Annotated in this window: 9 protein-coding genes; 3 read left to right on the top strand and 6 right to left on the bottom strand. The window is 62.7% G+C overall.

The annotated features are described in order from the left end of the window. Positions 1-256 precede the first annotated feature (256 nt). On the bottom strand, positions 257-2410 hold the full coding sequence (locus VPH40_RS04540) for a TonB-dependent receptor (protein WP_328572806.1): 2154 nt from the start codon (positions 2408-2410) through the stop codon (positions 257-259). A gap of 75 nt (positions 2411-2485) precedes the next feature. Here VPH40_RS04540 and VPH40_RS04535 point away from each other — a divergent pair, with 75 nt between their 5' ends. Beyond that, positions 2486-2773: a hypothetical protein gene (locus tag VPH40_RS04535; protein WP_289914508.1), complete on the top strand. Its 288-nt coding sequence runs from the start codon at positions 2486-2488 to the stop codon at positions 2771-2773. A gap of 2 nt (positions 2774-2775) precedes the next feature. Beyond that, the gene (locus VPH40_RS04530; protein WP_251348460.1) at positions 2776-5007 is read left to right on the top strand and encodes an NADP-dependent isocitrate dehydrogenase; all 2232 of its coding nucleotides are present in this window, start codon (positions 2776-2778) and stop codon (positions 5005-5007) included. Positions 5008-5104: 97 nt separating this feature from the next. Here VPH40_RS04530 and VPH40_RS04525 read toward each other — a convergent pair whose 3' ends face one another. The 3 genes from VPH40_RS04525 to VPH40_RS04515 are packed head-to-tail and all read right to left on the bottom strand — an operon-like array spanning position 5105 to position 7383. Next, entirely contained in the window at positions 5105-5548 is a 444-nt protein-coding gene (locus VPH40_RS04525) for a DUF411 domain-containing protein (protein ID WP_099667723.1), read from the bottom strand. Between the two features lie 58 nt (positions 5549-5606). Further along, a complete protein-coding gene (locus tag VPH40_RS04520) occupies positions 5607-5990 on the bottom strand; it encodes a hypothetical protein (RefSeq protein ID WP_328572805.1) in 384 nt (127 codons plus the stop codon). A 49-nt stretch (positions 5991-6039) separates the two neighbouring features. Then, complete coding sequence (locus VPH40_RS04515) at positions 6040-7383, bottom strand: sensor domain-containing protein (RefSeq protein ID WP_305052196.1); 1344 nt, start codon at positions 7381-7383, stop codon at positions 6040-6042. A gap of 257 nt (positions 7384-7640) precedes the next feature. Between VPH40_RS04515 and VPH40_RS04510 the strand changes: the two genes are divergently transcribed. After that, positions 7641-9254, top strand: coding sequence for a hypothetical protein (locus VPH40_RS04510; RefSeq protein ID WP_328572804.1), 1614 nt, complete (start codon positions 7641-7643; stop codon positions 9252-9254). Between the two features lie 76 nt (positions 9255-9330). Here the strand turns inward: VPH40_RS04510 and VPH40_RS04505 are convergent, their stop codons facing one another. Together VPH40_RS04505 and VPH40_RS04500 are read right to left on the bottom strand one after the other, a co-directional pair. Next, positions 9331-10695 carry an amino acid permease gene (locus tag VPH40_RS04505; RefSeq protein WP_251348465.1) on the bottom strand — a complete coding sequence of 455 codons (1365 nt, stop codon included), beginning with the start codon at positions 10693-10695 and terminating at the stop codon, positions 9331-9333. 153 nt (positions 10696-10848) lie between these two features. Further along, positions 10849-11289 (bottom strand): acyl-CoA thioesterase, encoded by a 441-nt coding sequence (locus VPH40_RS04500; RefSeq protein WP_328572803.1) that lies wholly within the window; start codon positions 11287-11289, stop codon positions 10849-10851. Positions 11290-11393 lie beyond the last annotated feature (104 nt).

Raw genomic sequence — 11393 nt, 5'->3', positions numbered from 1 at the left:
GCGGGATGGCGGCGGCAGTGCGCCGGGCAGTGGCAGGGAGGTATGGAATGCGGTGCGGGGCGGCGTATCGAGCCGCTGCGGGAGTGTCGCCGTTTGCCGATGGCGGCGGGACCAGCGGTGGGTCCTGGCGCCATCGGCGGTGGCTTGGTCTGCTTCTTGCTATTTTTACTGTGTTTCTACTGTTTCGGCTGTTTCTTGCTTTGCGGCTGGCGCGCAGTGCATGCGCCAGCCGGGCGATGCCCGATGCCGGGGCCCGTCAAAAATCCACGGCGGCCGACAGTTGCACGCTGCGGGGCGCCGATTGCGAGACGGTGCCATACGAAGCCACGCCGGCCCAGTAATGGCGGTCGAACGCGTTCATCAGGCCGCCGCGCAAGGTCGTCGCCTTGCCGGCGATGGCCGTGCGGTAGCGCAAGCCCAGGTCCACCTTGGTCCATGACGGCACCGACTGCAGATTCGTCTGGTCGACAAACTGCTTGCCTGTGTAGCTGACGGCGCCCGTGGCCGTCAGGCCGGGCCAGTACGGCACATCCCATTCGCCACCCAGGTTGGCCATGGACGTAGGCACGCCCACGGGGCGCTTGCCCATGGTGGCGGCGTTGTTGGTCTTCACCAAGCGCCCGTCGAGCAAGGTGATGCCGGCCAGCAGGCGTACGGCCTTGCTGGCGGCGCCCGACAGGTTCAGTTCCAGGCCCCGGTTGCGCTGCTCGCTGTCCATGCTGTAGACCTTGCCATACAGCTGGCCGCTGGGTTTCGTCACCTGGAACACGGCCAGGGTCGCCAGCACCACGCCGAAATCGGCCTTGGTGCCCACCTCATACTGCTTGCTCTTGTAGGGCGCGAAGACCTGGCCCGCGTTGTCGGCGATGTTCGGCGCAATATCGCCCTTGCTCAAGCCCTCGATATAGTTCGCGTACAGCGACACGTGGCGCAATGGCTTGACGACGATGCCGGCCAGCGGCGTCAGGGCGCCCTGCTTGTAGTGCGTGGTCAGCGCGCCCGTCGTCGCATGGTAGTTTTTCGCTTCGACCAGCTGGCGGCGCACGCCCAGGGTCAGTTGCACGCGCTGGTCCAGCATGTCCAGGGTGTCGGCCACGGCCAGGCTGGACAGCGTGGAGGCGGACAGCTTCGGCGCGCGGGCCGGTGCGGCAATGCCGGGGTCGGCCACGGCGACAGGGTGGTAGATATTCGAGGTGATGAGCTTGCCGGAATTGCTCACGCTGCCAAATTCGTCCTGATAGACATTGCCCATCACGACCAGCGCATGCTCGACGCCGCCCGTGCGAAAGCGCGCGCGCACGCCCGTGTCCGCACTGGCGCGCCGCACGCGGAATTTCCAGTTCATGGGCGTGACCGTCATGTCGCCGGCCGCGCTGGTGATCGTCGGCGTCTGGTCCGAATAGCGCGACACATCGGAGCGCGTGCCGCCCACGTCGGCAAACACGGTGATGTTGTCGTTCAAGTCGTATTCGACCTTGCCCAGGGTGGCCAGGTCGTTGGACTTCCACCAGCCCCAGGATTGGGCAATGTTGCGGCGGCCATCGGGCGCTGCCGGCACGGGCAGGCGCGCGGCCACGAGGAAGGGGCGCGTGGGGGCGTCGATCCACTGGTATTGCTCGATCACGTCGAGCGAGGCGCGCAGGCGCTGGCCCTGGTAATCGAGGGCGACGGCCGCCACTTCCGCGCGCGACGTCTGGTGGTCGAGCGGCGTGTGGCCCTGGCGGTGCAAGCCATTGAAGCGGATGCCGAAGCGTCGTTCCTCGCCGAAGCGGCGGCTGACGTCGATGGCCGCGCCAGCCTGCGAGCCCGCGCCGTAATCGACGGTCAGGCGCGTCAGGTCGCGCGGCAAGGAACGTTTCGGCACGGCGTTGACGACGCCGCCCACGCCGCCGTTCGGCGACATGCCGTACAGCAAGGCGGCCGGCCCCTTGAGCACTTCCACGCTCTGCAGATACTCCGTAAATAAATGGTAGTTGGGCGAGACGCCATACACGCCGTCGAACGCCACTTCGCTCAGATTGCCCTCGTTGAGGGGAAAGCCGCGGATGAAAAAGGAATCCGTGACGCCGCCGATCTGGCCCGTGAAGCGGGTGGACGGGTCGCCGCCCAGCACTTCGGCCAGGGTCAGCGCCTGCTGGTCCAGCATGCGCTGGCTGGTGTAGCTGTTGACGCTAAAGGGCGTATCGAGCAAGTCTTTTTCGCCAAGCATGCCGGCGCGCGCGCTCTTGGCGATCTGTCCGCCGGCGTCCGCTTCGGCTTGTCCGTTGACCAGCACGGTGGCGAGCGGGGCGGATGCATCGGCCGTCGCCTGGGCGATCGCCTGCGGCGTCACGCTGGCGACGAGCAGGCCGGCGAGGATCAATCGGGTGGTGAGGTGGGGGGGGGCGAGTCGGGAATGTGGAATGGGCATCAGGGGCAAGCGTATAAAGTTGATAGGGAGGAATTGCACATAGGATATTATAAATGAGAATCATTACGATTTATAATGATTAATATATTCATTGCCGCCACGGCCGCATACATGCCGCGCGCATGCCTGGAGGGCATTTCAGCGCGGAAAATGGCCATCCTGGGCCTTCAGATCCGGATATTTGCTGTCTTATATAAGATTCGTCGCCATCTGATACACAAACAGCGGCAGGACAGTCTAAAATACGTGGTGGGCAAGCACGGCGTCACCGCCGGCACACTAGCCGTCCAAAGCAAGGCTAACCGTCCTGTGTTTGGAATGAAGAAAGTTAACCACCAGGCATCACCGCATACAAGGGAATGAACATGGCAACACAAAAATCCAAAATCATCTACACGCTGACTGACGAGGCGCCGCTGCTCGCGACGTATTCCCTGCTGCCAATTATCAAAAAATTCACCGCGCCGGCTGGCGTGGACGTGGTCGCCAGCGATATTTCGGTGGCGGCCCGTGTACTGGCTGAATTTCCCGAATTCCTGACGGACGCGCAAAAAGTCCCGAACACCCTGGCTGAACTGGGCAAATTGACCCAGAATCCGGACACCAACATCATCAAATTGCCGAACATCAGCGCTTCGCAAGGCCAGCTGATCGCCTGCGTGCGCGAATTGCAAGGCCGTGGCTACAAGCTGCCGGATTACCCGGAAGATGCGAAGACGGACGAAGAAAAAGCACTGAAAGCCCGCTACGGCAAGTGCATCGGCAGCTCGGTCAATCCGGTCTTGCGCGAAGGCAATTCCGACCGCCGCGCACCGAAGGCCGTCAAAGAGTACGCACGCAAGCACCCGCATTCGATGGGCGAGTGGAGCCAGTCGTCGCAAACGCACGTGTCGCACATGCACCATGGCGACTTCTACCACGGCGAAAAATCGCTGACCCTGGAAAAGGCGCGCGACGTCAAGATGGAACTGGTCACGGCCTCGGGCAAGACCATCGTGCTGAAACCGAAGGTTTCCCTGCAAGCGGGCGAAATCATCGACAGCATGTTCATGAGCAAGAAAGCGCTGCTGGAGTTCTACGAGAAGGAAATCGACGACGCCTTCAAGACGGGCGTGATGTTCTCGCTGCACGTCAAGGCCACCATGATGAAGGTTTCGCACCCTATCGTTTTCGGCCATTGCGTGCGCATCTTCTACAAGGACGCGTTCGCCAAGCACGCCGCGCTGTTCGACAAGCTGGGCGTGAATGTCAACAATGGCATGAGCAACCTGTACGACAAGATCGAAACCCTGCCAGCGTCGCAAAAAGATGAAGTGCTGAAAGATTTGCACGCTTGCCACGCCAACCGTCCGGAACTGGCCATGGTCGATTCGGCCAAGGGCATCACCAACTTCCATTCGCCGAACGACATCATCGTCGACGCGTCGATGCCAGCCATGATCCGTATCGGCGGCAAGATGTGGGGTGCCGATGGCCGTCCGAAGGACGTCAAGGCCGTCATGCCGGAATCGACTTTCGCGCGTATCTACCAGGAAATGATCGGCTTCTGCAAATGGCATGGCAACTTCGATCCGAAGACCATGGGCACCGTGCCGAACGTGGGCCTGATGGCGCAGCAAGCGGAAGAATACGGTTCGCACGACAAGACGTTTGAAGTGCCGGAAGGCGGCATCGCCAACATCACCGACCTGGAAACGGGCGAAGTGCTGCTGACGCAAACGGTGGAAGAGGGCGATATCTGGCGCATGTGCCAGGTCAAGGACGCGCCGATCCGCGACTGGGTCAAGCTGGCCGTCACGCGCGCGCGCAATTCGGGCATGCCTGCCGTGTTCTGGCTCGATTCCTACCGTCCGCACGAGAACGAAGTCATCAAGAAGGTACAGGTTTACCTGAAGGAGCACGACACCAAGGGCCTGGACATCCAGATCATGTCGCAAACGCGCGCCATGCGTTACACCCTGGAACGCGCCTTCCGCGGCCTGGACACCATCTCGGTGACCGGCAACATCCTGCGCGATTACCTGACCGACCTGTTCCCGATCCTGGAACTGGGCACGTCCGCCAAGATGTTGTCGATCGTACCATTGATGGCCGGTGGCGGCATGTATGAAACGGGCGCCGGCGGTTCGGCACCGAAACACGTCAAGCAACTGGTGGAAGAAAACCATTTGCGCTGGGATTCGCTGGGCGAGTTCCTGGCCCTGGCCGTGTCGCTGGAAGACATGGGCATCAAGACGGGCAATGCGAAGGCCAAAATCCTCGCAAAAACCCTGGATGAAGCCACCGGCAAGCTGCTGGACAACAACAAGTCGCCATCGCCACGTACCGGCGAGCTGGACAACCGCGGCAGCCATTTCTACCTGGCCATGTACTGGGCGCAAGCCCTGGCTGCGCAGAAGGACGATGCGGAACTGGCAGCGCATTTTGCGCCGGTGGCCAAGGCCCTGGCCGACAACGAAGAAAAGATTGTTGCCGAGCTGAAAGCAGTACAAGGCAAGGAAACGGATATCGGCGGCTACTACCTGCCAGATCCGGCGAAGACGGAAGCCGTCATGCGTCCTAGCGCCAGCCTGAATGCGGTGCTGGACAGCATCTGATGCAGTCTTGACAGGCACTAAGTTCTTGCTTGCTGCCTGATAAAAAAACGCCGCCGGAAGCGATTCCGGCGGCGTTTTTTATTTCCGTGCAGGTTTTTTACTTGTAATGCTTGTAGACCTCGGTGCTGCCATTGTTCTTGACCAGCAAGACGTCATACGCATCCTTGCGCGGTCCTTCCATGCCTGGCGAGCCCATCGGCATTGCCGGCACGGCCAGGCCTTTCGCCTTGGGTTTGTCGCGCAGCAACTGCTTGATCTCGCTGGCCGGCACATGACCTTCGATGGCGTAGCCGTTGACGAGGCCAGTGTGGCAGGAGCCGAGCGCGTCGGGAATGCCGGCCAGCTTGCGGTATTGCGCCGGCATCTCGACATTTTTCGCGCGGACCGTAAAGCCGTTCGCTTCCAGGTGCTTGATCCAGTCGGCACAGCAGCCGCACGAGGCGCTCTTGTAGACTTCGATGACGGGCAGGGCCGCCATGGCGAACGTGGGCAGGCCCAGCATGGCGGCGAAGGCGCCGCGCAATAAGAAATGTTTGATCATGGTGTTGCTTTCAGACGAAATAGGGCTATCGTGGCCACCTTGGTGGCTTGCTTGGAATCTAGGCGGAAAGCGGCCGCGGCGGCCGGCGCGGGCCGTCGGGAATGAATCCCGTCAGCAAGGTGGCCGTAGCGATGGTGTGTTGCGCGCCGCTGCAGGCGGCGGCAGGCAGGGCGAGGCCAGGCGGCATCAGCGCGCCCAGACAAAAGCTGGCGCAGGCGCCGCACGCGGGGTGCTTGGCTGTGGTCTTGTCGTCTTCCGGCGTGCCGGCGCTGTCCGCGACAGCGGATGAGCGCGCAGCGTGATGCTGGCAAGCCGCTGTCATCGCGACGGCAGGCTCGTCAGCGAGCGGCGCGCATAGCCGCGTGGCGCCCGCAACGGCCGCTTGCAGCGGCACCGCCGCGATCAGCAGCAGGATCAGCCATGTTTTGAAGAGTCTTAGCATCGCCGGAAAGTATAGCATAGGGGCAACTGCCGCCAGGCGCGGGCGTCCGCTAGCGCGAGGCGGCGGCCAGCATTTTCGACGCGTACATGGCCCGGTCCGCATGGCGCAGCAGCAGTTGCATGGTATCGCCGTCTTCCGGATAGTGGGCCACGCCGATGCTGACGGCGATCTGCAAATGCTGTCCGTTGCCCAGGTGCAGAGGCGCAGCCAGGGCCGCGTGGATCTTTTGCTCGATCAGGCTGACGTCGGCCGGCGCGGCATTGCTTTCCAAAAGCACGACGAATTCATCGCCGCCCATCCTGGCCAGGGTGTCGGTTTCGCGCATGCAATCGCGCAGGCGGCTCGCCACCGTCTGCAGCAGCAGGTCGCCACAGGCATGGCCGTGGTCGTCGTTGACCCGCTTGAAGTTGTCGAGGTCGAGGAACAGCAGCGACAGCCGGCCTTCCTGGCGGTGCGCGCGCGCGAAGGCCGTGTGCAGGCGGTCGTGGAACAGGCGGCGGTTCGGCAGGCGGGTCAGTTCGTCGTGCATGGCCATGAATTGCATCTGCGTCTGCAACTGCCGGCGCTCGATGGCGGTGGCAAGTTGCTTGGCGACAAATTGCAGCAAATCCTGGTCCTGCTCCGTGCCGATGACGGCATCCTGGCCGCCTTGCAAGGCCAGCGCGCCGATGCTGCCCAGGGAAGAATACAGCGGCACGGCCAGCCAGCACGAGGACAGGGCGCAGGCCGCCGTTTGCAGCGCCGCCGGCAGGCCGGCCAGTTGTCCCGCCTGCAGCAGCAGGGGGCGGCCGCTGCGCAGGACTTCGTCGCACAGCAGGCTGGCCAGCGATGACGTGGGCTGCGGTGCGCTGTCGTCGGCATGCGAGGTCATGGGAGGCTGGGCGCCGTGTTCGTCATGCAGCAGCAAGGTCAGGCTGCGCGTGGGCAAGTGTTCGCCGATGATGTGCTGGATGCGGTGCAGCAAGGAGGACAAGTCTTGCGTCGCCTGCATGGCTTCGGAAATGGCGTACAGGGCGGCCTGCTTTGCCTGCGCCTGTTTCAGCAGGGTGACGTCGCGCGCCACGGCCACGCGCAGCTGGTCGGCGGCGGACCAGCGGGCCGACCACATGATGTGCGCCAGGCTGCCATCCTTGCGCAGGTAGCGGTTCTCGAAGTGTGTCTGCGCATGGCCATCCATGATGGCGCGCGCGGCGGCCAGGGTGCGCGCGCGGTCGGCCGGGGCAACCATGTCGAGCATGAGCTTGCCGATCATTTCCTGCTGCGTATAGCCGAAGATGCGTTCGCAGGCGGCGCTGACGAAGACGAAGCGCCCCTCCACGTCGACCATGCACACGGCATCGAGCAACAAGTCGGTAAAGCTGGCCAGCGGCGCGCGCAGAATCTTGTGTTCCATGGTGGCATTTTAATGGACATTCCCGGCGGTGATTCAACTTGTTGGGGGTAGGCGAGGTCGGCGGCATGAAAATGTTTCATTTCCCCGACGCTCATGCTTTTCCGTTTCTTGCCGTTAATGCAGTATTGCCATGCAGTACTTGCCATCACGCCAGATAACGTGACGCAAGGTTTGCCTGGCGCCAGGTAATTGCAAAATACTTAACCATATCGAACTTTTATGATGCATCTTCTCTCTATTTGCAAGGTGACAGCGCCATGACCTCCATTTCTCCACTGTCAAGCTGGAACAGCGCCCCGTCGCGGGCTGCCGCCGCCACGTCGAACCGCGCGGAGGCGCCAGCGCCGTCGCCCGTATCGACGCCATCGTCCATCGTTGCTCTCAGCCCGGAAAGCGTGAACGACGGCAAGCCGGCGGCGTTCGTCAAACCGCCGATGGTGTGGGAAAGCGCGACGCGCGACAAGGTGAGCGAGGCGATGACGAAGAGTTTTTCTTCGTACGCGTTTGGCGGCCGCTTCAGCGGCCTGGGCGCGGCCATGCTGGGACAGGCCAAGCTGGGAAACTACAATTTCTCGCAGGCGATGCGGCAGCCGCCGCCGAGCACCACGCCGAACATCTATGCGGCGTCCGGCATCGCGCCCGGCAGCCTGCATGGCAATGGCGAAGACCGGGTTTCCCTCAGCATCACGACGAAGAGCGGCGTGGAAGTCAAGCTGTCGCTCGACAGCCAGGGCGACGGCCTGGCCGTGAACATGACGACCAGCGGCGACCTCAGTGACGCTGAAGCGAGCGCCCTGGGCGAGCTGGCAAAAGGTTTTCAGGAAGCCATCGACGGCATGGGACAAAGCACGCCGAAAATCAAGCTGGAAGGCTTGATGCAGTTCGATCAGCAAGTGCTCGAGTCGGTGAAGCTGCATGCGGAAGTCAAGGTGCGCGGCGAAACGGAAAGTACCCAAACCCTGGATTTCCAGGCCGATGGCGCGCAGCGCAAGGTCAGCTTCAGCGGCGAGGCCGGCAGCCTGGACCTGAAGGTCGATACCAGCGCGCTCAATACCCTGGGCAGCCCCGAGCGGCAAGCCAAGGCGCTGGGCAGTTATATGAAGCAATTCGACCAGGCGGCGTCGCGCGGCCATGGCGACGCGGGCCTGGTGGCCATGCTCAAGGATAGCTTCACTGCCTTGCACAGCAATACCGCCGCGCCGCAGGTGGCCACGGACAATCCCGCGACGGGCAAGTGGCGCCTGGCGGCCGAGGACAAGTCCATCCTGACGGGGCTGGCCGATTTCAGCGCCTCCGTGTCGCAGACCGTGAAATTCAGCAATCCCATGCGCAGCGCGGAAAAGGATGGCTTCAACTATGAAGTGTCGCAGAAGACGGAGCAGGCCGGCGCCAGCCAGGACGAGCGGTCGATCAGGCAGCAGCAGCAATCGAAGCTGAGCGCCAGCTACCACCAGACGCTGGTCCCCGGCGTGCCGCTGCGCCTGCTGGACAATACGGAGTCGCAGAACTATACCTACCACCAGATCGAGGATGCGGCCAGCAGCGAGGCGCAAGTGGCTTATAAGGATGGCAAGATGGTGAAGGCGAGCTTGCGGCAGGAGGGCAGCCAGTCCGAACACGTCATGAAGTATTTCCTGGGCAAGCTGCAATCGGACAAGACCACGCCGGGCAATTTCTCCGTGCTGCGCGACTTGCTGCCCGTGCTGGGGCCGTACAAGTCGGGCGAGAAGGAGATGACGCCCGAAGCGCGCCTGGAACAGCGCAAGCAGGCGTTGCTGACCTTGAGCGACGACGTGCTGCTGCAGTCGTATGCGGGCCAGACCATCAGCCTGTGGCAAGCCGATGTGCCGCCCGAGGAGGCGGTCCGTTAATTGCCCCTTGCCTCATATTAAAAAAAGCCCGTCTTCCTGCGAAGACGGGCTTTTTGTTTGATGCGGCGCAAACAGCTTACGCTTTGGCCTTGCTTTGCTTGATCCAGTAACCGACGCCCAGCGCGGCGAGCCACACGGGGATCAGGTAGACGGAGATGCGCAGGCCCGGCGTCAGGTACATGATCACCAGGATGCCGGCCAGGAAGGCCAGGCACAGGTAGTTGGTGAACGGGTAGCCCAGGCTCTGGAACAGGGTCGTCTTGCCTTCGATTTTTTTCTGCGCGCGGAAGCGCAGGTGGATCCAGCTGATCATGGCCCAGTTGATGATCAGCGCCGACACCACGAGTCCCATCAGCACTTCAAACGCTTCGCCCGGCATGAAGTAATTGACCACCACGCAGGCGCCTGTCGCCAGGGCCGACACGCCCAGGGCGACCAGCGGCACGCCGCGGCGGTTCAGGTGCAGTAGCGCGCGCGGCGCATTGCCTTGCTTGGCCAGGCCGAACAGCATGCGCGTGTTGCAGTACACGCCGCTGTTGTAGACGGACAGGGCGGCCGTCAGCACCACCACGTTCAGGGCCGTGGCCACCAGATTGCTGTCGAGCGCATGGAAGATCAGCACGAAGGGGCTGCCGCCGGTGACGACGTTTTGCCACGGGTACAGCGACAGCAGGATGCCGAGTGCGCCGATATAAAAGATCAGGATGCGGTAGATGGCCTGGTTGGTGGCGCGCGGGATCGTCGTGCTCGGGTCATCCGCCTCGGCCGCCGTGATGCCGACCAGTTCCAGGCCGCCGAACGAGAACATGATGACGGCCATGGCCATCACCAGTCCCTGCCAGCCATTCGGGAAGAAGCCGCCGTGCTGCCACAGGTTGGCCACCGACGCCTGCGGGCCCGCGTCGCCGGAAGCCAGCAGGTACGCGCCGAAGACGATCATGCCGATGATGGCGACAACCTTGATGAGGGCAAACCAGAACTCCATCTCGCCGAATGCTTTGACATTCAACAAGCTGATGGCGTTAATCACGCAAAAGAAGACGAGCGCCGACACCCAGGTGGGCACGCCCGGCCACCAGTACTGCACGTAGATGCCGACGGCCGTCAGTTCGGCCATGCTGACGAGCACATACAGCACCCAGTAATTCCAGCCCGACAGGAAGCCGGGCAGGTGGCCGCAATATTTGTCGGCAAAGTAGCTGAAGGAGCCGGCGACGGGTTCGTCGACCACCATCTCGCCCAGCTGGCGCATGATCAGGAAGGCGATGACGCCGGCGATGCCATAACCCAGCAGCACTGAAGGGCCGGCCATCTTGATGGTTTGCGCGATGCCCAGAAACAGGCCGGTGCCGATGGCGCCGCCCAGGGCGATGAGCTGGATGTGGCGGCTTTTCAGGCCGCGCTTGAGCTCTTGTGGTTCGGTAATCCCGACTGCCGTCATATGTTTTATCCTGTTTTTACGGGGCTGAGGTCGCTGATTCTAAAGCATGAATGGGCAAATCAGGAGCGAAATGCATGTTGCACTGCGGAGGCGCAAGAAAAGCCCCGCATCTTCGCCGAACGGCGCGCAAAACGGCGGCCCAGGCGTCCGCCTTTACGCGCCGGCCGCGACGATGGCCGGTTCGTACGCGGCCAGGAACTCGGGCGGCAGGCGGCGCGCACGGCCGCTGCTCAATTCGATGCAGATCAAGTTCCAGCGTCCGCGCACGACGGTGGCGCCGTCGCTGTCGCGGACCAGCTGGAAGCGCCGCTCCATGCTGGAACGGCCATCGCTGGCGCACAGCCAGGTGGCCAGGGTCAGCGCTTCGCCGGCCCGCGTCGGCAGCAAATAGTCGTATTCTCCGCGGCGTATCGCCATGGCCCGGTCCAGGCGCCGGTAGTCGTCCAGGTCCAGCCCCAGAGTGGCCGAATGGTGCCAGGCGATATGCTCGCACCAGCGCACGTAGACGGCGTTATTCGTGTGCTGCAAGCCGTCGATGTCGCCCGGTTCTGGCGTGACGGGCAGGGTATGGGCGTGCGGATAATCCCAGTTCAAGAGCATTCCTTTCGATACGGTGGCCGCTGATTGTACGGTCTCGCGGCGCTTCCTGTCTGCGGCGCACGCGTGGAAAAACACTGTTTTTCGCATTGATGTATGAT

The organism is Janthinobacterium sp. P210005, from assembly GCF_036231865.1.
GTDB lineage: Bacteria > Pseudomonadota > Gammaproteobacteria > Burkholderiales > Burkholderiaceae_D > Janthinobacterium > Janthinobacterium kumbetense.
This window is presented reverse-complemented; position numbering and strand designations above follow the sequence as displayed.

What these genes read in the sequence shown, in the direction of transcription:
- VPH40_RS04505 (WP_251348465.1), bottom strand. Translation starts at nt 10,695, where the DNA reads ATGACGGCAGTCGGGATTACCGAACCACAAGAGCTCAAGCGCGGCCTG.
- VPH40_RS04515 (WP_305052196.1), bottom strand. Translation starts at nt 7,383, where the DNA reads ATGGAACACAAGATTCTGCGCGCGCCGCTGGCCAGCTTTACCGACTTG.
- VPH40_RS04540 (WP_328572806.1), bottom strand. Translation starts at nt 2,410, where the DNA reads ATGCCCATTCCACATTCCCGACTCGCCCCCCCCCACCTCACCACCCGA.
- VPH40_RS04520 (WP_328572805.1), bottom strand. Translation starts at nt 5,990, where the DNA reads ATGCTAAGACTCTTCAAAACATGGCTGATCCTGCTGCTGATCGCGGCG.
- VPH40_RS04535 (WP_289914508.1), top strand. Translation starts at nt 2,486, where the DNA reads ATGATTAATATATTCATTGCCGCCACGGCCGCATACATGCCGCGCGCA.
- VPH40_RS04530 (WP_251348460.1), top strand. Translation starts at nt 2,776, where the DNA reads ATGGCAACACAAAAATCCAAAATCATCTACACGCTGACTGACGAGGCG.
- VPH40_RS04525 (WP_099667723.1), bottom strand. Translation starts at nt 5,548, where the DNA reads ATGATCAAACATTTCTTATTGCGCGGCGCCTTCGCCGCCATGCTGGGC.
- VPH40_RS04510 (WP_328572804.1), top strand. Translation starts at nt 7,641, where the DNA reads ATGACCTCCATTTCTCCACTGTCAAGCTGGAACAGCGCCCCGTCGCGG.